The sequence below is a fragment of the Pseudactinotalea sp. Z1739 genome, assembly GCF_049725055.1.
Taxonomy (GTDB): Bacteria; Actinomycetota; Actinomycetes; order Actinomycetales; family Beutenbergiaceae; genus CALKWS01.
In genome coordinates, this window is record NZ_JBMPQA010000015.1 from 1 (window position 1) to 21,952 (window position 21,952).

General features: G+C 69.1%; 16 protein-coding genes and 1 tRNA gene. 3 read left to right on the forward strand and 14 right to left on the reverse strand.

Annotation, left to right across the window (positions count from 1 at the left end; translation table 11 throughout):
- Positions 1–51 precede the first annotated feature (51 nt).
- Positions 52–285 carry a helix-turn-helix domain-containing protein gene (locus ACO0LV_RS16520; protein WP_424789104.1) on the reverse strand — a complete coding sequence of 78 codons (234 nt, stop codon included), beginning with the start codon at positions 283–285 and terminating at the stop codon, positions 52–54.
- A 173-nt stretch (positions 286–458) separates the two neighbouring features.
- Between ACO0LV_RS16520 and ACO0LV_RS16525 the strand changes: the two genes are divergently transcribed.
- Positions 459–533, forward strand: a tRNA-Thr gene (locus ACO0LV_RS16525).
- 125 nt (positions 534–658) lie between these two features.
- Here ACO0LV_RS16525 and ACO0LV_RS16530 read toward each other — a convergent pair.
- The 7 genes from ACO0LV_RS16530 to ACO0LV_RS16560 form a co-directional block, all read right to left on the reverse strand.
- On the reverse strand, positions 659–1,732 hold the full coding sequence (locus ACO0LV_RS16530) for a tetratricopeptide repeat protein (RefSeq protein ID WP_424789018.1): 1,074 nt from the start codon (positions 1,730–1,732) through the stop codon (positions 659–661).
- Positions 1,729–2,487 (reverse strand): ATP-binding protein, encoded by a 759-nt coding sequence (locus ACO0LV_RS16535; protein ID WP_424789105.1) that lies wholly within the window; start codon positions 2,485–2,487, stop codon positions 1,729–1,731. Before ACO0LV_RS16535 ends, ACO0LV_RS16530 begins: the two co-directional genes overlap by 4 nt.
- 804 nt (positions 2,488–3,291) lie before the next feature.
- Positions 3,292–4,530 (reverse strand): ROK family protein, encoded by a 1,239-nt coding sequence (locus ACO0LV_RS16540; RefSeq protein ID WP_424789019.1) that lies wholly within the window; start codon positions 4,528–4,530, stop codon positions 3,292–3,294.
- Between the two features lie 133 nt (positions 4,531–4,663).
- Positions 4,664–6,364, reverse strand: a complete 1,701-nt coding sequence (locus ACO0LV_RS16545; protein ID WP_424789020.1) for a glycoside hydrolase family 13 protein — start codon at positions 6,362–6,364, stop codon at positions 4,664–4,666.
- Positions 6,365–6,468: 104 nt separating this feature from the next.
- The gene (locus tag ACO0LV_RS16550; protein WP_424789021.1) at positions 6,469–7,389 is read right to left on the reverse strand and encodes a carbohydrate ABC transporter permease; all 921 of its coding nucleotides are present in this window, start codon (positions 7,387–7,389) and stop codon (positions 6,469–6,471) included.
- Positions 7,389–8,294, reverse strand: coding sequence for a carbohydrate ABC transporter permease (locus ACO0LV_RS16555; protein ID WP_424789022.1), 906 nt, complete (start codon positions 8,292–8,294; stop codon positions 7,389–7,391). Before ACO0LV_RS16555 ends, ACO0LV_RS16550 begins: the two co-directional genes overlap by 1 nt.
- Complete coding sequence (locus ACO0LV_RS16560) at positions 8,291–9,577, reverse strand: ABC transporter substrate-binding protein (RefSeq protein WP_424789023.1); 1,287 nt, start codon at positions 9,575–9,577, stop codon at positions 8,291–8,293. The genes ACO0LV_RS16555 and ACO0LV_RS16560 overlap by 4 nt, the downstream gene beginning before the upstream one ends.
- A gap of 427 nt (positions 9,578–10,004) precedes the next feature.
- Between ACO0LV_RS16560 and ACO0LV_RS16565 the strand changes: the two genes are divergently transcribed.
- The gene (locus tag ACO0LV_RS16565; RefSeq protein ID WP_424789024.1) at positions 10,005–10,991 is read left to right on the forward strand and encodes a diaminopimelate dehydrogenase; all 987 of its coding nucleotides are present in this window, start codon (positions 10,005–10,007) and stop codon (positions 10,989–10,991) included.
- Between the two features lie 237 nt (positions 10,992–11,228).
- Here the strand turns inward: ACO0LV_RS16565 and ACO0LV_RS16570 are convergent, their stop codons facing one another.
- The 4 genes from ACO0LV_RS16570 to ACO0LV_RS16585 all read right to left on the reverse strand — a co-directional run bounded on the left by ACO0LV_RS16570 (position 11,229) and on the right by ACO0LV_RS16585 (position 15,663).
- Positions 11,229–12,377, reverse strand: coding sequence for an ABC transporter permease (locus ACO0LV_RS16570; protein ID WP_424789025.1), 1,149 nt, complete (start codon positions 12,375–12,377; stop codon positions 11,229–11,231).
- Entirely contained in the window at positions 12,374–13,282 is a 909-nt protein-coding gene (locus tag ACO0LV_RS16575) for an ABC transporter ATP-binding protein (RefSeq protein WP_424789026.1), read from the reverse strand. The genes ACO0LV_RS16570 and ACO0LV_RS16575 overlap by 4 nt, the downstream gene beginning before the upstream one ends.
- A 138-nt stretch (positions 13,283–13,420) precedes the next feature.
- Entirely contained in the window at positions 13,421–14,242 is an 822-nt protein-coding gene (locus tag ACO0LV_RS16580) for a response regulator (protein WP_424789027.1), read from the reverse strand.
- Positions 14,239–15,663, reverse strand: a complete 1,425-nt coding sequence (locus ACO0LV_RS16585) for a sensor histidine kinase (protein WP_424789028.1) — start codon at positions 15,661–15,663, stop codon at positions 14,239–14,241. Before ACO0LV_RS16585 ends, ACO0LV_RS16580 begins: the two co-directional genes overlap by 4 nt.
- A 147-nt stretch (positions 15,664–15,810) precedes the next feature.
- Here ACO0LV_RS16585 and ACO0LV_RS16590 point away from each other — a divergent pair, with 147 nt between their 5' ends.
- Positions 15,811–18,054 (forward strand): S9 family peptidase, encoded by a 2,244-nt coding sequence (locus ACO0LV_RS16590; RefSeq protein ID WP_424789029.1) that lies wholly within the window; start codon positions 15,811–15,813, stop codon positions 18,052–18,054.
- A 163-nt stretch (positions 18,055–18,217) separates the two neighbouring features.
- Here ACO0LV_RS16590 and ACO0LV_RS16595 read toward each other — a convergent pair whose 3' ends face one another.
- Positions 18,218–18,973: an SDR family NAD(P)-dependent oxidoreductase gene (locus ACO0LV_RS16595; RefSeq protein ID WP_424789030.1), complete on the reverse strand. Its 756-nt coding sequence runs from the start codon at positions 18,971–18,973 to the stop codon at positions 18,218–18,220.
- Between the two features lie 171 nt (positions 18,974–19,144).
- The gene (locus tag ACO0LV_RS16600) at positions 19,145–21,799 is read right to left on the reverse strand and encodes a cation-translocating P-type ATPase (protein ID WP_424789031.1); all 2,655 of its coding nucleotides are present in this window, start codon (positions 21,797–21,799) and stop codon (positions 19,145–19,147) included.
- Between the last annotated feature and the right edge of the window lie 153 nt (positions 21,800–21,952).

Below are 21,952 nucleotides of genomic sequence, written 5' to 3' on the forward strand. Positions count from 1 at the left end.
GGCAGATCCCATGACCGTCAGCGGGCAGTTCTCACGTCCGCCACCGGGCAACTATCTGGCCGTCTCCGGGCAGTCTGCCGTGGCCGCTGACACTCGCTGCCGGGTGACCCAGCCCTCTACTTGGGACGGCCGGAAGCGCAGTTTGCCCGCGATGACATACGCCATGGGCATGTCGTCGCCTCGCATGCGCCAGTCATGGATGGTCCTCACGGTGACCCCCAGGTATGCGGCGAGGGCTGCGCTGTCCCACAGCGGCTCAGGCGTCGTCTTCTCATTTGGCTGCATGCCCACCAGGTGTGAGGCACCCGGCCGCTCGCGCCACGCTCATTCCCCATGGACCCCATACTGGGCGTCTATTGGGCGAAAACCCCCCGTGGTTGGGCGTATATCAGACGTAGGTCGCACGTAGGTCCACGCACCCGTGAAGCAGGTGTTTGCACAGGTCAGGTGGTGTTTCAGCCGTATGATTCCGCGGGTCTGGAACTACCCGCCTTGTAAGCGGACGGTCGTCGGTTCGAGTCCGACAGGTGGCTCTGATTGCGAACTGCAGTTGAGGAAGTTCCTTTGGGGGCGCCTGCTGCACCGCGCTTGGGGAAGGCGCGCAAAAGAACGTGCCGTTCTTCGTTCAGTCACCACTCCCTGGTGGACGTTGGCGGATCTAGCCGGCCGATGACGGCGAGGACGACGGCGAACGCGGCCCCGCCATGGAGGCGATGACGAGGCCGGCGGTGAGCATGCTGAACAGCATCGCGATGCCGGCCAGTGTTCCGGCGATGTCGACGAACAGTGCACCCATGAGCAGACACAGGTCCACCAGCGCGATCCCGGCCGCCGCGAGATACAGCACGTTGGTGCGCCACCCGGTGCCGAGACGACCGGGAGCCAGGAACTGGAACACGCTGCGCCCCCCGATCCGGCGCACCCACAGCACGGCCGCACCCTGCAGCAGAAGACACCCGCCGAGGACGAGCAGCATCCGGGTGGCATCAGGATCGGGACGGTCCGGGCCCGGTGTCGCGTTCAACATGATCAACACCGCGCAGTACAACGCCGCAATCACCAGCATCAGCGACAGCAGCGACCGCAGCATGATCGTGTACCGCGAATCGGTCGGGTCCATCCGGATCAGGCCGCGCAGCAACCTGGCACTGGTGGCCCAGCCGAAGGTGTGCTGGTTGGCGATCGCCAAGTTGTACTGGGCGGCTTTGTTGTCGGGATCCAGCCCCAGCGCGGTCTGATAACTGCGCTGGGCGGCGGCGAGGTTGCCCCTGGCCAGGCTGAGGTTGCCCGCAACCACGTGCGCGTCGGGCTCGTTCGGTGCCAATCTCAGCACTGTCTGCATCGACGCCCGGCCGGCCGTGGTGACCTTGCGGGCGTGTGCGTCGGCACTGGCTCGCTGCAGATGGCCCAGGTATCCGTGCGGGTCCAGGCGAATGGCGGCGTCCGCGCTCTGCCTACTCTCATCGTGACGACCCACGGCGCTGAGCGCCCGGGGTCGGACGATCAGGGGGGCAACCATCAACGGGTGCTGCGCAACGGCCTGCGCGGCTGCCCTCAGCGCTTCATCCGGTTCTCCCAGGCCCAGGGCACACTCGGCCATGGCCACCAATGCGCCCGGGTGGTCGGGAGTAGTGGCCAGAATGGCCACCAGTATCCGGCGCGCGTCCGGCCAGCGGCCTGAGGCCATCAATGTCTGGGCCGTGAAGAGTGCGTTGGCCGGAACGTCACTCATAACCTCTTGACCTTCTTCAGGTAGCGCCGCAGTTCCTTGTAGGTGCCGTCGTCGTCGCCGAACAGCACGACGTTGCGTGCGCTGTCCAGCCAGGCGCTCACCGTCGGATGGGCTTGTTCCAGCGCGCTGAGCAGGTCGTCGTGCTGGATGTCCCGCACCACCCCGCTGGTGACGCCGTCCATCATGGCGGTCTCGGTGGCGGTCTCACAGACCAGGGCGATGTCGGCGCCGGACAGTCCCTCGGTGGCGCGGGCGAGGGCTGCGATATCGATGGCCCCGGTGGGCCGGGAGCGCAGGTGGAAGGTGAAGATCGCTGCCCGGGCCTCGGCATCCGGGGGGAGGACGAGTACCGTGCGGTCGAACCGTCCCGGCCGGCGCAGTGCCGGGTCGATGTCCCAGGGCTGGTTGGTGGCACCGAGGACGAAGACCCCCTCGTTGTCCGCCCCGACGCCGTCGAGTTCGGTGAGCAACTGGTTCACCGCGGTGCGCATCATGCTGGTCGAGGTCTGGCTGCGCCGGCCGCCGAGTGCGTCCACCTCATCGAAGAACAGCACGCACGGTGCCTCCCGGCGGGCGAGTTGGAAGGCCTCGTGCAGGTTGCGTTCGGACTGGCCGAAGTGCGGGTCGAGGACGTCGGTAATGCCGATGGACAGGAACTTCGCGCCCAGTTCACCCGCCAGCGCCCGGGCGATGAACGTTTTGCCACATCCGGGTGGCCCGTACAGCAGGAGGCCGCCCGCAGCGTTTTGCCGAATCGTTCCCGCAGCGCGGGGTTGCGCAGCGGGGCGAGGAACGCGGCGTTGAGCCGGTCTTTCACGCCTTTCATGCCACCGACGTCGTCGAGGGTGATGTCCGGGGCCTCGATCGAGTACCGGCTGCTGTCCGCGCTGGGTCTGTTCGGGGCGGTGTCAGGGGACGTGTCGGTGGCATCGCCGGCTGGTTCTGGTCCGGTGAACAGCGGGTCGGTCAGGTCGAGGCCCAGTTGTTCCTCGGCCGCAGTCCAGTCGAAACCCCCGGTATTCGATTCAGGCGGGGCCTGGTCCGGGGTTTGGCCCGGTGTGTGGTCGGGTGCCTGGTCGGGAGCCGTCCGACCTGATTCCGGGACCTCGGTGCCCAGTGCCCGGCCCATCACGGTCCGTGCGGCGGCGTTCGCTGGATCGAGCTGAAGGCTGGCAGCAGCCTCGGCGACCGCGCCACCGCTGTCCCCGGCGCTCAGAAGTTGCTCGGCCAGGTGCACCCGAAGAGCGACGTCCTGCGGCGCTGCCGCCACAGCACGACGCAGGGCGGCGATGAGATCGGACTCCATGAGGAGAAAGTACCGCGTGGCACCGCGCCACCGCAGAAGAGGACTCGCTCATATAGAGGTCACTTCGCAACATGGCCGATGGGGAGCACGGTCGATGGTCGCCCCCGAACCTACGGATGTCATCACCGACGCCTCGCTGCCCGCAGCACTGTGCGCAAGATCAGCGCCGAGATCAACGTCACCGGCTTTACCGGACTCCTCCTGGCCAAGACTGCCGCTGCCTACGGATGCCGCAACCGGGCCCGGGCGGGCCTCAAGCCGTGCTGTGGGTTGCTTGCCGGCCGACGGTGAAGGCCAGCGGGTCCTCCTGCACGATCGCCAGCGCTCGGTGCAGCGCACCGGCCCGCACTACATCCCCGCCGAGGGAGGAGGCGACGATGGTCGGCACCGGTGGATGGACGTGCTCGGTCAGGCGCCGGGTCGCCTCGTGCACCAGGTGATCGAGCGCCGGAGCGATCGCCCCACTGACCACGATCCGTTCCAGGTCCAACATGGTCGCGATCACCGCGCACACCCGAGCCAGCCGCTCGGCCAGTTCGTCCACGATTCCGATTGCGACCTCGTCACCGGCGCGGGCCGCGGCGAACACCGCGATGGCATCGGGGTGCTCCTCGCCGGTGGCGACGCTCTGGGGCAGCTCGGAGTCGCATGGCACCTCGCCGTCCTCGATCGCTTGGCGGATGAGGTCCCGGGCGAGGTGACCGAGGCCGTGGGATCCTTTCACGCCCTCGACCAGTTCGAGTAGGCGCAACTCACCGGCGCCACCGAGGCGGCCCCGCAGGAGCGCTCCGTCGACGATCAGCCCGGCGCCGAACCTCTCTCCGGACAGCAGCGCGGCGAAGGAGCGCAGGTCCCGGCCCGCACCGACGGCGCCTTCGGCCACCGCCGCGAGATTGGCGTCGTTGTCCACGACGACGCGTTGTGCCAGGGATGAGGCGGCCTGGGCCAGGCCGGGGTTCATCCGCGACCAGTAGCCCTCGTGGCCGTCAGGTGAGACGCCCTCGGCGTCGACCGGTGCGGGCACCCCGATCACCAGCGCCAGTACCGGTCCGGGATGCTCGCCCCGCTGCTCCAGGGCAGCCCGGATCGCGCCCAGGACCATCCGGCGGCGTTTGGCCGGCGAGATCTCCCCGCCGGGGTCGATCTCGACGGCACTGGCCAGGATCGAGCCGTCCAGGTCGGCCACCGAGGCGGTGATCCTGTGCTGGCCCGCGTCGACCCCGACGACGTGACCGGCGTGGGAGTCGAAGCCGTACCGGCGGGCCGGGCGGCCCTTGCTGTACTGGCCCGCACGGCGAGTGTCGTCCAACTCCTGGATCCAGCCTCGCGCGAGCAGGTCGGCGCACAGGCCGAGTACGGTTGAGCGGGTCAGGCCGGTGGCCGCGATCACATCGCTGCCGGTGAAGGACTCCGTAGACCACACCTGGCGCAGCACGTCGGTGGCGTTTCCGAGGCGTTGCTGCCGGGATGCGTCAATTCTGGCCGGCCTCACGTGTCCACGATATCCGAGCGGCCGCGCATAATCCGCGGGATAAATCTAAGAACTAGAGTTAGTACGTGTGGCAACGTGCGCAGGGTCGGCGCCGCAGGCGCGGCGTGCGATGGCGCAGGTCCGGGTTCGGGCCTCATCCCTGCGGGGCGATCCAGACCGTGGACTCCGCGGCGACCACACCATCGTCAGGCCCGACATCGGCGGTACTGGACAGGGCGATCGGCCCTTCGTCCAGCCGGTAGGGCTTCTGGCCGAAATTCGTCACGACGCGCCACCCGTTCGGCCGCCGGAACGACAGCACGTCCGGGCGACCGGACTCGACCCACTCCAGCGCCTCACTGGTCTGCCACTGCGCACGCAGGGCGAGGGCGGTGCGGTAGAGCGACAGCATCGACTCCGGATCGTCCTGCTGCCGCTCGACGGCGTAGTCGGCCATCCACTCAGGCTGCGGCAGGTGCGGGGCGGCGTCGCCGGTTCCGAAGCCGAGTGAAGGCCCGCTCACCTGCCATGGCAGGGGCACGCGGCATCCGTCCCGGCCGATGTCGTGGCCGGCCGTGCGGAAGAAGTGCGGATCCTGCCGCTCGGTCGCGTCGATCTCGACGACCTCGTGTAGGCCGAGTTCCTCACCCTGGTACAGGTACGCCGAGCCCGGCAGACCGAGCAGGAACATGGTCGCGGCCGCAGCACGGCGCCGCCCTCGTTCGGCATCGAGCACCGGGTCGGTTCCCCGCGAGCGCAGCCAAGTCTCCCCATGGCGCACGGCCGGCCCTCCGCCCGCCAGGCGCTCGGGCCGAGGCAGCCCGTACCGGGTCGGATGGCGAACGACGTCGTGATTCGACAGCACCCACGTGCTCGAGGAGCCCGACCGGGCAGCCAACTCCAGGTTGTCGGTCACGACCTGGAGGAACTGTGCCGCGTCGAAGTCGGCCAGCAGCAGGTCGAAATTGAAGGACTGCCCCAGGCTCTCCGGCCGCGCGTACAGCGGGATACGGGAGCGCTCGACCCACGCCTCGGCGACAGCGGTGCGCGGCGGAGTGTAGGAGTTGAACACGGAGCGCCACTGCGCGTAGATGTCGTGGACGTCGTCACGGTCTAGGAGCGGGTGGTTGCCGTCAACAGGGATCAGCGCCAGTTCGTCCCGGGAGGGCAGGGGCTCGGTGAGGTCCTTGGTGAGCATGTGCGCGACATCGATCCGGAAACCGTCGACGCCGCGGTCGGACCAGAACCGGAGCGTGGTGAGGAAGTCCTCGCGCACGTCCGGATGGTCCCAGTTGAAGTCTGGCTGCTCCGGAGCGAAGTTATGCAGGTACCACTGGCCGTCGGCCACCCGGGTCCAGGCGGGGCCGCCGAATGTCGAGACCCAGTCCGTGGGCGGCTCCGCGCCGTCGGGTCCGCTGCCCTCGCGGAAGATGTAACGCTCCCGCTCCGGTGCACCGCGGCCGGCCGCAACCGCTTCCTGGAACCACTCGTGCAGGTTGGAGGAGTGGTTCGGCACGATGTCGACGATGATCTTGATATCGCGTGCGTGCAGGGCGGCGAGCATGGCGTCGAAGTCACCGAGCGTGCCCAGGCGGGGGTCGACGTCGCGATAATCGGCGACGTCGTAGCCCCCGTCGGCCAGCGCGGAAGGGTAGAACGGGGACAGCCAGACGGCCTCGACGCCGAGGTCGGCCAGGTAGTCGATGCGACCGGTAATGCCGGCCAGATCTCCCAGACCGTCGCCGTTGGCGTCGGCGAAACTGCGAGGATAGATCTGATAGACCACCGCCTGGCGCCACCACGGCGGGACGGATGAATGGGGGGACGACTGCGTGTCGGACGCTGCCAGGCTCATGGGGCTCCTTGCCGATCTGGTGGTGGTTCGTTGCGGATAGGGACACGACGGCGCGTGCCCGCAGCCGGGCTTGCGCCCGGCCGCAGGCCCGACAGCGGCAGACCTCAGCCTTTGACGGCGCCTTGGGTGACGCCCTCCATCACCCAGCGTTGCGCGAACAGGTAGGCGATGATGGCCGGCGCCATGGCCATCAGGTAGGAGGCGAAAGCGACGTTGTAGTTGCTGCTGAATTGGGTCTGGAAGAGGTTCTGGCGCACCGGCAAGGTCTGCAACGCCGGGTCGGAGATGATCAGTGAGGGCATCATGAAGTCGTTCCAGGCGTAGAGGAACGCGAAGATGCCGACGGTGGCGCTCATCGGGGCCAGCAGCGGGAAGATCAACTTCCAGAACGTCTGCCACGTCGACGCCCCATCGATGCGCGCGCTCTCCTCGAGTTCCATCGGGATGGAGCGCAGGAACGCGGTGAACAGCAGCACGCTGAAACTGAGCTGGAACATGCTGGCCAGCAGGATCACACCCATCGGGTTGTCGAGACCGAGCCGCCCGGTGAGTTGGATCTGCGGCAGGGCCACCACCGGGAACGGGATGAACATCGCCGCCAGCAGGTAGAAGAAGGACCACTTGAACAGTCGCCTGTCCCAGTTTCGGATGATCGCGAAGGACGCCGCCGACGCCAGGATGATCGTTGCGGTGACGGTCCCCGCCGTCACCAGGACGGAGATGCCGAAGCCGACCGGCGCGTCCGTCAGCAGCCAGGCGTCGATAAAGCCCTGGATGCTCACTGGCACCGGCAGCGAGAAGGCGTTGCCGTCCACCGATTGGGCGGAGGTCTTGAAGGCCATCGCGATCGTCACGTAGAGGGGGAGCAGCACGGTGATGGCGCAGAGGAACAGGATGATCGTGGTGGTCCAGCTCACCCGCTCCGGCTTGATCTTCGCGAGTCGTTTGCCACCCGGAGCCTTGCCGGACTTGCCACCGGCGAGCGTGGCGGTGCTGAGAGTTGGTGCGGTGTTCGTCGAGGACATCAGACGGAACTCCTTCCGCGCGTCGCCAGGAGTTGGAGAACGGCGATGATGATGGCGACGATGAAGAACATGGTCGCGGTCGCCATCTGGTAGCTGTAATCACCGGAGTTGAACCCGGAGATGATGGTCATCGCGATGCTTCGCGTCGCGGTTCCCGGTCCACCGTCGGTGAGACCGACGATGATGTCGTAGGCGTTCAGGAAGTTCTTGAAGCCCAGGATGACGTTGATGACGACGTAGCCGGACACCAGCGGGAGGGTGAGCCGGAACAGTTGCTGGCGCTTGCTGGCGCCGTCGATGTCGCCAGCCTCGTAGACCTCGCCGGGGATGGAGAGCAACCCCGCGATATAGATCAGCAACGCGCCAGGGATGGCCTGCCAGGCTGTCACGATCACGATCGCGATCCAGGCAAGATCCTCATTGGCCAGGATGGACGTTTCCAGGGCACCGATCCCGAGCAGAGTGCCGAGCGCGGGTAGGGAGTTCTGGAACAGGAACTGGAAGACGTAGGCGATGATGATGCCCGAGACGACCATCGGGATCACGAAGATCGCGCGCAACCCGGTCTTGAAGCGGATCCGTGAGGTCAGCCCGACCGCGAGCAGGAAGGCCGCCACGTTCACCACGATGACCGTCGTGAAGGCGAAGCCGAAGGTGAACAGGAAGCTGGACAGGATCGCGGGGTCGCTGAACGCGGCGATGTAGTTCGTGAACCCGCTGAACTGCCAGTCACCGATCCCGATGGAGTCGGTGAAACTGAAGAAGATGCCCACGATCCCGGGAACCGTGATCGCAAGCGTGAACAGGATGACGGCGGGGAACAGGAAAAGGTAGTAGATCGGTTCGACCTTGCGCCGGTTGCGTTCCGGCGGGGCGGAAATCGGCTTCGATGTCATGGTGCTCATTGCCCGGACTCCTCTGTCTGGCTGGTCGGGGCCGGTTCGCGGAACACGACCCGGGCCCAGTCCGAATCGAACGTGGCCAGTTGGGCGGCCGGGTCGGCGCCGAGGATGATCGACTGGACATAGTTCTCAGTCGGGATGGCTGCCGGGATGAGGACGCCGGGACCCTGGTACACCTGGCCTTCCTGGTAGTACCCGATCATCCCCTCCACCCGGGGGTCGCTGGGCTCGGCACCTCCCTCCTGCGGGACGAACCCGAGCTGTGATTCGTTGTAAGCGGTGATGACCTCAGGCTGGAAGAGGTACTCGAGGAAGTCGAGCGCCTCCTCGTGGTGGTCCGAGTCCTCCGGGATCATGGCGGCGAGGTCCATGTTCACCCGCACCGCGAGGTCGTCCGGGTCCTCGGTCATCGGCAGCGGGAAACTTCCGAGTTCAAGGTCGGGCGACGTCAGCGCGATCTCGCTGAATGCCCACGGGCCCTGCAGGTACATTGCCGCGGCGCCGTTCGCGAAAGCCACGTTCCCGGCGTCGTAGGTGCGGCTGCCTGCGTCGGAGTTGGTGTAGTTCTCGGCCAGGTGCACCATTTTCTCGACGGGTTCGAGGAAGTCTTTCTGGAACGAGACGTCCGAGTCGGGCCCGACGTCGGTGCCCTGGGCGGCGAGGCGGTCGAAGAAGTCGAGCACGTCGAGTGATCCGCCCACCGAGTAGTCGAACCATCCCTGGTTGATGGTCCAGGGATCGGCGAAGGTGGCGTAGAAGGGATCGACGTCTGCTTGCTGCAGGACGTCGGCCAGTTCGAGCAGTTCGCTCCAGGTCTGCGGCACCTCGAGATCGTGCTCGTCGAAGATCTCCTTGTTGTAGATCACCGAGGCCCCCATCACCGAGTACGGCAGGGCGGGGGTTCGGCCCTCGCACACGCCGTACTGGTCCATCAGCGGCTGCAGGTCGGCACGCATCAGAGTCGCGGCCTCGGTATCGGAGAGGTCGATGAGAGCGCATCGCTGGACGAACCGGGCGACCTCGTAGTTGTAGTTCGCGAGCATCAGGTCCGGCGGGTTTCCTCGGACGAAACTCGCGGAGATCACGTCGGGCCCGGAGGTGTCCATCACAACCCGCACCTCGTCCTGGGAGTCGTTGTAGTCCGCGACGACCTCGTTCATGAAGCTGATCGCCTCGCGCTTGCTGAAGGTGAACCGGATCTCTTGTGGTCCACTCCCACCCGCGGAGCAGGCGGCCAGGAGCAGGAAGCCCGCGACAGCCAGCATCGCCGTGATCCGGCGGTTCATGCGGCGGCCCATGTGGTGGGCCGGTCGGCTCCAGGGATCGGGTGGCTCCCAGGTGCCGGTGGGCGTTGCGTCTTCGCGTTCGTCGTCAGGTGCTGCGGGGAAGCGGAGGCGACATCGGCCATGGTCACTCCTTCGGGATGGCTGATCATTGATCGTCACGGGCGGTCATCGACGACGCCCGGGTCTCGCTGGTGCGCAACGTACTCCAACGCTGGAATAGCGCATCATTTGATTGATGTGGACATTACATCTAGTCGCTAAAGTAAATGCACGGTAGCAGTGCGAGCGCCGACGAACAAGGGGTCGATCAGGGGTGGCTCCGGCGTCGGACCAAGCCACGCCACGACCTCCCCGCCCGGGGGAGGGAGCGGCGACCAGCGGGTGCGGCGGTAACCTGACCCTCGGATCAACCTGGGAAGGATGGCGGATGAGGCAACCACTGCGGATCGGAATCGCCGGCTACGGCAACCTCGGCAAGGGGGTGGCCGCCGCCGTCGGGCAGAACCCGGACATGGAACTGCACGGCATCTTCACCCGCCGGGACCCGGCCTCGCTGCGGGTTCCCGGGGACGTCGCCCCGGTGTTCGGCTGGTTGGAGCTGCTGGAGCACAAGAGTGACATCGACGTGCTCATCCTGTGCGGTGGGTCCAAGGAGGACCTTCCCCGGCAGGGCCCCGAACTCGCCGCACACTTCAGCACGGTGGACTCCTTCGACACCCACGCGCGGATCCCGGAGTACTTCGCCGCCGTCGACCAGCCCGCACGCGCGGCCGGGACCACATCGATCATCGCGGTGGGCTGGGACCCGGGGATGTTCTCCCTGAACCGCCTCCTCGGGGAGGCGCTGCTGCCGCAGGGCCAGACGTACTCCTTCTGGGGCAAGGGACTGAGCCAGGGGCACTCCGACGCCGTCCGCCGGGTGCCCGGCGTGGCCGCGGGCGTGCAGTACACAATCCCGGCTGCCGACGCGATCGAGGCGGTCCGCTCCGGTGCCCGGCCCGAACTGAGCACCCGGGACAAGCACCGCCGGGAGTGTTACGTGGTGCTGGCCGAGGGCGCCGATGCGGCGGAGGTGGAGCAGGCGATCGTGACGATGCCGCACTACTTCGCCGAGTACGACACCACCGTGCACTTCGTCAGTGAGGAGACGTTGCGCCGGGAGCACGGCGCGATGCCGCACGGAGGCTTCGTGATCCGCAGCGGCACCACCGGTGGCGGCTACGACCAGGTGATCGAGTACCGGCTGGAACTGGGCAGCAACCCCGAGTTCACCGCCAGCGTGCTGGTGGCCTACGCCCGCGCTGCGGCCCGGCTGAACACTCAGGGCGTGATCGGGGCGCAGACCGTGTTGGAGGTGCCGCCGGCGCTGCTCTCGCCAACCCCGGTGGAGCAGTTGCGCGCCGAACTGCTCTGAGGCGCTCGGCCGCCAGGACGTCAATACGGTGACGGTGACCGCCCCGTCCAGGACGGAGTTGGCGCCCAGGATGAACGCCCCCAGGCGCCCCTGTCCGGCCCGATGCCAACCAGAGACTGCGAACTGCCGGCGCCGCGACCTCGGGCGGGCCGGAACAGCAGAGCCGGTGGTGGGGGAAACCCCGCACCACCGGCTCCATACGGTCTGTACCCCGGACCGTCTTCACAGACTAGGCGATCAGTCTCCTTTCAGGGCCGATCGCAGCGATACCCGCGCCCCGGTGCGCAGCAACGAGCCGGAGTAGATCCGGGCGGCCAGGGCGATCACGATCCCGGCGGCCAGGGCCAGCACGCCCAGTGACAGCAGCGGCTCCCACCACAGGGCATCGCCCATGAACAGCCGGACCGGCATCGCCACCGGGGCGCTGAACGGGATGTAGGAGGCGATCGCCATCGCCAGACTGTTCTCGCCGAGGATGATCACCACGAAGTACGGGGCCATGATCAGCATCATCGTGGGCATCATCACCGCGCCGGTGTCCTCCTGGCGGGAGACCAGGGAGGCCCCGGCGGCGAACATCGCCGCCACCAGCACGAACCCGAACAGGAAGAAGATCACGAACCACGCGATCGGCCCGGTGAGCAGGTCCAGCAGTTCACTCTGACCGGTGAGCATCAGCCCGAGCACCGCAACCGCTCCGATGGCTGCGGTCTGTCCCACCGCGAGCACGCTGTTGCCGATCACCTTCCCGGCCAGAAGTGCCCGCGCGGGAACGGCCGAGAGCAGGATCTCCACGATCCTGGACTGCTTCTCCTGCACGGTGTTCTGCACGATCATCGCCCCTGACCCCATGGCGAACAGCATGAACAGGAACCCGAAGATCACCGAGACCAGCACCTGCAGCCCGCGGGAGGTGGTGGTGTCGAGCAGTTCCACCTCCGGTTGCACCGACAGCGCCCCCAGCACCTCGGTGGGCGGGTCGGTCAGGGCGATCACGCGCACGCCCACCGGGGAGGTCTCATCGGGCACGATGGCGGCGTCCACCTCCTCGTCGCGGACGAGGTCCTGCGCCTGGGTCACGTCCGCCGCGGCGGTCACCTCGAAGCCGTCCACGTTCTCCAACTCCGCGCCGGCCCCGTCGACCACGGCCACCGGGGTGTCCGAGCCGATGCGGTCGGCGAAGAAGCCGGACGCCAGAATTCCGGCCAGCACCAGACCGAGTGTGACGGCCAGGGAGATGATGAACGACTTGGTGCGGACCTGGGTGGTGATCTCCCGCTCGGCCACCAGCAGCGAGGCCGCGGTGGTGGACAGTTTCTCGGCACGCTCGGTCTCGGTGGGCTCGTGCCGGGTGCCTCGGGTCGGGGTGGTGGTCAGCGTGGTCATGCTGCCTGCTCCTTGCTCTCCTCGTCGGTGACGACGTCCTTGAAGATCTCGCTCAGTGAGGGGTGCACCGGCCCGAAGCTGAGCACGGTGTCGGTGGCGATCGCTCGGGTGAGCACCTGCTGGGCCACCTGGTCCCCGCCCTCGAACAAGGCCGTGGCGCCGTCCAGCTCCAGCACCCGGGCGCCCGGGACATCCCGGACCCAGCCGGCGTCGCGGGCGGTGACGATCCGGTGGCGGCGCACCCCGAAGGCCTCCCGCAGGTCCTCGGCGGTGCCGTCGGCGCGGATCTTGCCGCCGGCGATGATCACCAGCCTGTCGCTGAGCCGTTCCACCACGTCCAACTGGTGGGAAGAGAACAGCACCGGCACCCCGCGTTCGGCGTACTCGGTCAGCACGCCCAGCACCACCTCCACGGCCATCGGGTCCAGTCCGGAGAACGGCTCATCGAGGATGAGTACATCCGGGTTGTGCACCAGCGCGGCGGCGATCTGCACCCGCTGCTGGTTACCCAGCGACAGTGCCTCCAGCGGGTCATCGGCCCGCTCACCCAGCCCCAGGCGCTCCAAGAGATCCCGGGCCCGGGTGTTGGCGCCGTCCCGGTCGTAGCCGTGCAGCCGCGCCAGGTAGCCGATCTGCTCGGCGATCTTCATCTTCGGGTACAGGCCGCGCTCCTCGGGCATGTACCCGAACGACCGCCGTCCACCGCCGTCGAGGGGTTGACCGTCCATCGTCACCGTTCCGGCGTGGGCGCTGAGCACCCCCAGGATGATGCGCATCGTGGTGGTCTTACCGGCGCCGTTCCCCCCGACGAATCCGGTCAGTTTGCCTCGTTCGACGCCGAAGGACACGTTGTCCAGGACCTTGTGGTCGCCGAAGAAGCGGTCGATGCCCTCTACCTGAAGCATGCCTCACCCCGTCCCTGCTGATGCGGGCACCGTGTGCGCCCGTCGATGACATCGAGGCTATGAGGCCACCGGCCGGTGCCGCTTCGGCCGTCAGGGGGATCTTTCCGGTCTCCACCCTGCGGGGGAGGGAGGGCACCGTCAGTCCTGCCCGGCCAGGCCGTGGCGGTAGGCGAAGGCCACGGCCTGGACCCGGTCGCGCAGGTGCAGTTTCATCAGCAGGTTGGAGACGTGGGTCTTGACCGTGGCGCGCCCGATCACCAGGTGGGCGGCGATCTCGTCGTTGGACATGCCGCGGGCCACCAGCGCCAGCACCTCCCGTTCGCGTTCGGTCAGGTCAGCCGCGGCCGCGGGCCGGGCCGCGTTGCCACCGGCGCCGCGGGCCGGGGCCAGCGGATCGGCGCCGGCGTCGGCCCGGCCGGTGGCGGGATGGCCGACGGCGGAACTCTCCTGGGCAGCCGGGCCCGCCTGGCCAGGACTGGCCCCGTCCAGGTCCGCGCCGGAGACCGCCCGCTCGATGATCGCCCGGGTGACCTCGGGGGAGAGCAGGGCGTCGCCGTCGGCCACCGAGCGGATCGCGTCGGCGAGTTGTTCGGGCCGGGCGGTCTTGAGCAGGAACGCGCTGGCGCCGGCGCGCAGCGCCTCGAGCAGGTAGTCCTCCCGGCTGAACGTGGTCAGCACCAGCACCTTGGGCCCGCCGGGGTCTGCGGCGATGATCGCCCGGGTGGCCTCCAGGCCGTTCATCCCGGGCATCTCCACGTCCATGCACACCACGTCCGGGCCGGTGTCGGCCACCACCTCCAGCGCCTCGGCCCCGGTGGAGGCCTGCCCCACCACGGTGATGCCGGGCTGGGCGTCCAGGATGGTGGCGATGCCCTCGCGCAGCAGGGGCTGGTCATCCACGAGCACCACCCGCACCCCCGCGTCGCCTGCCGGTGTCTCGTGCTCGGCCGGACTGCTCATGCGGGAGCTTCCTGTTCCTCGTCGGGGGATCTGTGTTCGTCGGCGGCCAGCGCGGTGGGGGTCAGCGGCACCTGGGCACGCACCAGGAACCCGCCCTCACGGCGCGGGCCCACGTGCAGGGTACCGCCGTCGGTGCCGACCCGTTCGCGCATCCCGACCAGGCCCAGACCGCCGCTGCCGGGGCGGACCGGGCGTCGCCGCCGGCCCGCACCGTCATCGGCCACCTCCAACTCCACCGCCTCGGGCAGGTAGCGCAACCGCACGTCGACCTGGGCGCCATTGCCGGCGTGTTTGCGGGCGTTCGTCAAGGCCTCCTGGGCGATCCGGTACAGGTTCAGGGAGGCCAGTGGGCGCATCGGCACCGGCTCGCCGATCACCTGGTACTGCACCTGCAGGCCGCCGTGCCGGGCGTCCTCGATCAGGTCGGGAATGCGTTCCACGCCCAGGGAGCCCACGGGATCTGTGCTGCCCGGATCGACGCCGCCGTCGGGTTCGGCCCGAAGGGTGCCGAGCAGGGTGTGCAACTCGCTGATGGCATCGCGGGCGGCGTCCTCCACCCGCTCCAGTGCGTCGCCGGCCCGGCCGGGATCCCGGTCCAGCAGGGTGCGCGCGGCCGCGGCCTGCACCCCCATCAGCGACACGTGGTGGGCTACCGCATCGTGGAGTTCGCGGGCCAGGCGCATCCGCTCGATGGTCACCGCCTGGGCCTCGACCAGGGCGCGCTCGGCCTGGAGGTCGTGGGCACGTTCGATGAGGAGGTGGCGGTCCCGGGCCGCTTTCCACGCGTGGTTGCCGAACCAGATCGCCCCGGCGAAGTAGAGGGCGTTGATCAGCACCTGCACCAACATGAACGCGGCCAGCGGGCTCAGCGTGCCGGGCCCGATGTCCACCTGCTCCCCGTCGGGGGGATCGGTGGCGATGCGGAAGAAGGAGACCAGCAGCCAGATGGCCATCACGTCCACGACCACCAGGCGCAGGATGAGCGCGCGGCGCCGGTCGGAGATCCAGGCGCCGGAGGTGTACAGCGCCATGAACAGCGCGATGTTGGTGATCAGCGTCTCGGGGACCATGGTCTCCCCGGCCACGATGAACACTGCCGACACCGCCACCAGCACCGAGGCCGGATATCGCCGCCGCAGGGCCAGCGGCAGGGTGATCCCGGCCAGCACGACCACCGACAGCACCGGGTGGGCCGGGTCGGTGAAGAGCATCGCCGCGCGCTGCAGCGCCATGGCCAGCAGTGCGCCGGCGAACAGTGCGAGAGCCGCGGCGGCGTCCACCCGCAACTGGGCCTGGGTGGGGGCGGGACGCTGCCACGGGCGGGGGGTGGTCCGAGTGCCGAGTTCCCCGCCGCCGGCTGGTCCTGCGGGCGCTGCCGCAGCGGCAGCGCCGGGCTGGCTGGTGGGGGCCGGTGCGCTCATGAGCCCAACGGTAGCGGCGGGTACGCGGGGATTCCTCCGCCTCGGGGCGGAGGCCAGTAGGTGGAGGCCGCCGGGGATGGTCCACGCCCGTGCCCGTGGAGCGCCCGGTGCGCAGGCTGTGGCGATGCCTCGGTAGGCTCGGCGACCATGCGTCCCGAACATCTCAACCTGCTGCACAGCACCGCCCGCCCGGCCGTGCACCCCGACGGCACCTGGGCGGTGATCGCGGTCTCCCGCCCGGACCTGGAGGAGGACACCTACCCTTCCCGGCTCTGGCGCCTGGACCTGGGCGACGGAGCACTGCGCCCGCTGACGCACGGTCTCCGCGATGCCGAACCGGTCATCTCACCCGATGGGCGGTACCTGGCCTTCCTGCGCGCCGCCAAGGGGGACAAGCCCCAACTCGCCCTGATGCGCGTCGACGGCGGGGAGCCGCAACTGCTCACCGACCACCCGCTGGGAGTATCGGGCCGGCCGGAGTTCTCCCCGGACTCCACCCGCATCGCCTACACCGCCCGGGTGCCCGAGGACGGGCGCTACGGCACCACCGAGGGCGTGGGGCCCGACGCCGAGCCCCCGCGGCACATCACCCGGTTCACCTACCGCCTCGACGGTGCCGGCTTCCACGCCGACCGGCCCCAGCATGTCTACGTCATCGCTGTGCACGAGGAGAACGACCCGATGGCGGCGGGCCCAGGTGCATCGAGCGCGGCTGCACCCGGCCCGGCTGCGTCTGAGCCGGCTGGGTCGAGCCGGGACGCGGCGAGCCGGGGTGCGTCGAACGCGGCTGCATCGAGCGCGGCTGAATCGAACGAGGACGAGTCGAACGAAGGCGAGGGCGGCACCACCGAGGACGAGGCCGGCACGCTCGGCGCCCGTAAGGGCGTGCAGGTGCGCCCGGTGGCGGTCACAGCCGGCGAACGGGACCACCGCGAACCGGTGTGGACCCACGACGGCACCCACCTGCTCATCACGCGAGGCGTGGTCGATGAACTGCGGAGCGAGTTGATCCGCGTACCTGCCCCCGGTGCCGACAGGTCCGGCGACGGTGCTGGTGAGAGTGCGTCGGCGGGACCGGACAGCGCTGGCAGTCGGTCGACGGACCAGCGCGACGCACCGGCACCGGAACCGGAGGTTCTGCAGGGCCTCGAGCACGGCGCTGTCGGCGTGCGCACCGGCCCGGGCGACACCCTCTGGCTGCTGATCTCCGATCTGGGCCCGGACGCGATGGACTTCATCGGCAAGACCCCGGCGCTGCACCGCGCCCGGCTCACCCGGGCCGGACTCACCGACCTGGAACAGGTGACCGACCCGCGCACCGGGTCGTTGACCAACGACGTGTTCCTGGCCGACGGCGCCGACGTGCTGCTCACCCGCCTGAACCGGGGCAGCACCGAACTGGTGCGCTACACCGGTGGCGAACTGCGGCCGGTCTTCGGCGGGCAGGTGAGCGTGGCCGGGGCCGGCCTGCTGCCCGGCGGCGGGGTGCTGGTGAGCGCCTCGACGCCGGACAGTGCCGGCGACCTCTTCGTCGTCGAGCAGTCCGGCGGCGCCGACGAGGAGGACGTCGACGCGCGCCGCCTGACCGACCTGTCCGCGCGACTGCACGAGCAGGCCGGGGTGTTCGTCCCGCAGGAACTCCAGGTCGACGGCGAGGACGGCTACCCGGTGCACGGCTGGGTCACGGTGCCCGAGGGGGAGGGCCCGCACCCGGTGCTGCTGCTCATCCACGGCGGCCCGCACGCACAGTACGAATCGGTGCTCTTCGACGAGGTGCAGGTCTACACCCGGGCGGGTTACGCCGTCGTCTTCTGCAACCCACGGGGCTCGGCCGGATACGGGCAGGACCACGGCCGGTCGATCATCCAGGGGTTCGGGGACCGGGACGCCGCCGACGTGCTGGCCTTCCTCGACGGCGCCCTGGCCGCTCACCCCGGACTCGATGCCCAGCGCGTGGGCGTGCTCGGTGGCTCCTACGGCGGGTACATGACGGCGTGGCTCACCACCCGCACCGACCGGTTCGTCGCCGCGATCGTGGAGCGCGGCTTCCTGGACCCGGTGAGCTTCGAGGGCTCCAGCGACATCGGCTGGTTCTTCGGGATCAAGTACCTGGGTGAGGATCCGGAGCAGGTGGCCGCGCAGAGCCCGATGGCCCACATCGACAAGGTCGCCACGCCCACCATGGTGATCCACTCCGAGCAGGACTGGCGCTGCCCGGTGGAGCAGGGCCAGCGCTGGTTCGTGGGGCTCAAACGGCGCGGGGTGGAGACCGAGTTCCTGCTCTTCCCCGGTGAGGGGCATGAGTTGAGCAGGTCCGGGCGCCCGAAGCACCGCCTGGCCCGGTTCGAGCACATCCTCACCTGGTGGGACAAGCACCTGCCGGTGCGCTGAGCACGGGGCGGGGGCCCGCAGGGCCGGGCTGGGTGCGCGCCGACCGGCTGGGACGCGTTCAGCACGGGGCGGGGCGCGCCGGACCGGGCTGGGTGCGCGCCGACCGGCCGGGACGCGTTCAGCACGGGGCGGGACGCGTAGCACCGGGCGGGCGCGGGCTACCTCAGGAGAAGTGGGCCCCGCCGTTGATGTCCACCACGGTGCCGGTGACGAAGGCGCTTTCCTCCGAGCACAACCACAGCACCGGGCCGGAGACGTCGTCGGGGTAGCCGGCCCGGGCCAGCGGGATGGCGTCGATGGTGGCCCGCTGCCGCTCCGGGGTGCTGAACGTCTCGTGGAAGGGGGTGTCCAGGATGAGCCCGGGGGCCAGGGCGTTGACGGTGATCTGCTTGGATGCCAGTTCCTTGGCCAGGGAGCGGGTGTAGCCGAAGATCCCGGCCTTGGCGGCGGCGTAGGCCCCCGAGCCGTCCGAGCCGCCGTTCTGCCCCGCCACCGAGGAGACGTTGACGATCCGTCCGCCGGGGTGCATGAACTTGATCGCCTCCCGGGTCACCATGAAGATGGAGTCCAGGTTGACGGCCATCACCTTGCGCCAGTGCTCGGTGCTCATCTCCGCCAACGGCACCCGCCCGATCAGCCCGCCCGCGTTGTTGACCAGGATGTCCAACCCGCCGAGTCTGCCGGCGGCGTCGGCGACGCCGTCGATCACTGCCGCCTCATCGGTGACGTCCAGCTGCATCGACAGCGCCGGTGGGGCGTTGGTGGCAGCGAGTGCCTCCAGGAACTCCGGGTCGGGGGCGTGGGTCAGGTAGGTGAACGCGACCTGGGCGCCCTCCCGGGCCAGGTCCGCCACGATGCGGCGGCCGATTCCGATGCCGCCACCGGTTACCAGTGCCTTCTTGCCGGCCAAACGAGACATCTGTGCTCCTTGCGCTGATCGTCCTGGCTGATGATCTGATCCGCCCTCAACCGTAGCCGGACTGCGAGCGACCCTCAGGGTTGAGGCGCAAAGGCGGCGTCGGCGCTCAGGCGGGTAGCGGGAGCGGCCCATCAGGGGTGGCTGCACGGGACTCAGGGTGCGAGAACCGCCTCAGGCGTGCTGGCGGGCGGTGAGGCGGCGCCGCACCCACTTCTCCGCCTCCACGATCACCAGGACCGAGACGCCCAGTGCCGCACACAACGCCCACTCCCCGCCGGACAGCGGGACGAAGCCCATCAGGTTCGACACCACCGGCCAGGTCACCGCCACCCAGAACAGTGCGAGTGCGGCGAAGGAGGAGACCACCAGCAGCCGGTTGCTGAAGGGGTCCGACAGCACCGACTTGTGCTCGAACCGGGAGGTCTGCACGAAGAAGAAGTTCATCATGACGAACAGGGTCATCGTCAGGGTACGGGCGTGCTCCTCGGCCAATCCCTCGTTCAGACCCCACAGGAACATCCCCACCGCGGCCAGGCCCATCCAGGCGCCGGCGATCACGGTGCGCCACCACAGCACCCGGCTGAGCACCCCCTCCTTGGCCGAGCGCGGCGGGTGGTTGAGCTCATCGCCCTCAGCACCCTCGAACCCCAGCGCGATGTCCTGCACACCGTTGGTGACCACATTCATGAACAGCATCTGGATCGGCAGGAAGATCAACGGCATGTCGGTGTAGACGCTGATCGAGACCGCCAGCAGCGAGGCCGCACCGTTGGCCAGCAGGAAGTGGGTGGCCTTGCGGATCGCATTGAACGTGACCCGGCCCTGCTCCACGGCGTCGACCACGGTGACGAAGTTGTCGTCGGTGAGCACCATGTCCGCCGACTCCCGGGCTACGTCGGTCCCGGAGGCCCCCATCGCCACCCCCAGCGCGGCCGCCTTGAGCGCGGGCGCGTCGTTGACGCCGTCACCGGTGACGGCGACCACCTCGCCGCTGTCCTGCAGCACCTGCACGATGCGCATCTTGTCCTGCGGGGACACCCGCGCCGCCACCCCGACCCGGCGCAGCCGTGCCCGCAGGGCCTCATCGTCGAGGGTGAGGATCTCGGCGCCGGTGAGCGGTTCGGCCTCGGTGGGCAGACCCAGTTGAGCCGCGATCGCCAGCGCCGTGGCCGGCTGGTCGCCGGTGATCATCAGCACCCAGATCCCAGCCCGGTGACAGGCTGCGATCGCCTCGGCCACCCCGGGGCGGGGCGGGTCGGCCATGCCCTGCAGGCCGGCGAAGGTCAGGCCGCTGGGCGCTGGGAGCTCCTCGGGAATCTGCTCCCCGGGCGCGAGCACCCGGAAGGCGGTGCCCAGCATCCGCAGTCCCCGACTGGCGAGGTGATGATTCGCGGACTGGACGACCTCGAGGTCGAGGGGGGCCACGCCGTCGTCGGTCTGGATCTTCACCGAGGCCGCGAGCAGCGCATCCGGGGAGCCCTTGACGAACAACACCCGGTCGTCGCCGACCCGGTGGATGCTCTGGGACATCCGGGCCTCGGACTCATACGGGGCATGCGCCAGGGGCGCGGTGGTGAACTCGCCCATGGTCACCGCGCCGGTGCGCAACGCCGCCTTGGCCATCGCGACGTCGACGGCGTCCCCGATGAAGGTGCTCGGGTCATCACGGTCGGGCCGGGCCTCGTTGGTCAGCGCCCCGATGAGGAGCATCTGGCGCGCTGCCGGGCTCAGCGTGAGCCCGGGATCGGTCAGCTCGACCTCACCGGCGGTGGTCCAGCCGGCTTGGGAGGTCATCTCGTTCATCGTCAGGGTGCCGGTCTTGTCCGAGCCGATCACCGTGGTGGAGCCCAACGTCTCCACAGCCGGTAGCGACCGCACCAGGGCGTGACGCTTGGCCATCCGGGACACACCCACGCTCATCGCCACGGTCAGCACGATGGGCAACGACTCCGGCAGCGACGCGACCGCGAGGGCCACAATGGTCAAGAACATTTCGCCCGGGGCGTTACCCAGGGCCACCCCGGAGAAGAACAGCACCGCCGAGACTGCGGTGATGATCACACCGATCTTGCGCTCCAGGCCGTTGGTCAGTTCCTGCAACGGGGTCTTGCCGGGCGGCCCCTTGATCAGCTCACTGATCACGCCCAGCTCGGTGCCGGTACCGGTCGCCACCACCAGCGCTCGGGCCCGGCCCGAGCGCACCAGGGTCCCGGAGAAGGCCATGTTGATGCGGTCACCGACGGGGGCTTCCTCGGTGACCACGCCGGTCTGCTTGGTGACCGCCTCGGACTCCCCGGTCAGCATCGACTCATCGACCTGCAAACTCTTGGCGTCCAGCAGCCGGACGTCGGCCGGGACGCGGTCCCCGCTCTCCAGGTGCACCACGTCCCCGGGCACCAGGTCCGCCGCAGGCCGGGTGGCGGCTGCCCCGTCCCGCACCACCGTGCAGTTCGGCGCGGACAGGGTGGCGAGCGCTCGCACGTCGCGGGCGGACTTGCGCTCCTGCCAGAATCCCAGACCCGCGTTCAGGGCCAGGATCAGGGCGATCGCACCGGCGTCGACGTACTCCCGGAGCAGCATGGTGATGACGAAGGCCGCCAGCAGGATCCCGATCATCGGGCTGACGAACTGGCGTAGCAGAGTGACGATCCACGGGGTGGCCGAGCTGGTCTCGATCGTGTTCGGGCCGTGGACGGCGAGGCGCTGCCCGGCCTCGGCCGAGGTCAGTCCCTGGTCATCGGCCTGCAGGGCCGCGGTGACGTCCTTGATGTCCAGCGCGTGCCAGGTCCGCTCGGAGGCGGATTCGACGGTGGGTTGCGTGGACATGGTGGGGGCGGACACTGGTGGCTTCCGGGTGGGGGGTCGTTCGGGACCGTGACCGTTGTGGCAGGCAAGACCGTTGCCTACCAGTCTGGTGCCAGAAGGGCGTGGTGCCGTGGGACCAAGGACCCGCCCGGGTGGCCCCGCGGTACGGGGGCC

Excerpts from the sequence above, each read along its gene's own strand:
- ACO0LV_RS16520 (WP_424789104.1), bottom strand. The coding sequence starts at position 285 with ATGCAGCCAAATGAGAAGACGACGCCTGAGCCGCTGTGGGACAGCGCA.
- ACO0LV_RS16530 (WP_424789018.1), bottom strand. The coding sequence starts at position 1,732 with ATGAGTGACGTTCCGGCCAACGCACTCTTCACGGCCCAGACATTGATG.
- ACO0LV_RS16545 (WP_424789020.1), bottom strand. The coding sequence starts at position 6,364 with ATGAGCCTGGCAGCGTCCGACACGCAGTCGTCCCCCCATTCATCCGTC.
- ACO0LV_RS16550 (WP_424789021.1), bottom strand. The coding sequence starts at position 7,389 with ATGTCCTCGACGAACACCGCACCAACTCTCAGCACCGCCACGCTCGCC.
- ACO0LV_RS16555 (WP_424789022.1), bottom strand. The coding sequence starts at position 8,294 with ATGAGCACCATGACATCGAAGCCGATTTCCGCCCCGCCGGAACGCAAC.
- ACO0LV_RS16560 (WP_424789023.1), bottom strand. The coding sequence starts at position 9,577 with ATGAACCGCCGGATCACGGCGATGCTGGCTGTCGCGGGCTTCCTGCTC.
- ACO0LV_RS16565 (WP_424789024.1), top strand. The coding sequence starts at position 10,005 with ATGAGGCAACCACTGCGGATCGGAATCGCCGGCTACGGCAACCTCGGC.
- ACO0LV_RS16570 (WP_424789025.1), bottom strand. The coding sequence starts at position 12,377 with ATGACCACGCTGACCACCACCCCGACCCGAGGCACCCGGCACGAGCCC.
- ACO0LV_RS16575 (WP_424789026.1), bottom strand. The coding sequence starts at position 13,282 with ATGCTTCAGGTAGAGGGCATCGACCGCTTCTTCGGCGACCACAAGGTC.
- ACO0LV_RS16580 (WP_424789027.1), bottom strand. The coding sequence starts at position 14,242 with ATGAGCAGTCCGGCCGAGCACGAGACACCGGCAGGCGACGCGGGGGTG.
- ACO0LV_RS16585 (WP_424789028.1), bottom strand. The coding sequence starts at position 15,663 with ATGAGCGCACCGGCCCCCACCAGCCAGCCCGGCGCTGCCGCTGCGGCA.
- ACO0LV_RS16590 (WP_424789029.1), top strand. The coding sequence starts at position 15,811 with ATGCGTCCCGAACATCTCAACCTGCTGCACAGCACCGCCCGCCCGGCC.
- ACO0LV_RS16595 (WP_424789030.1), bottom strand. The coding sequence starts at position 18,973 with ATGTCTCGTTTGGCCGGCAAGAAGGCACTGGTAACCGGTGGCGGCATC.
- ACO0LV_RS16600 (WP_424789031.1), bottom strand. The coding sequence starts at position 21,799 with ATGTCCACGCAACCCACCGTCGAATCCGCCTCCGAGCGGACCTGGCAC.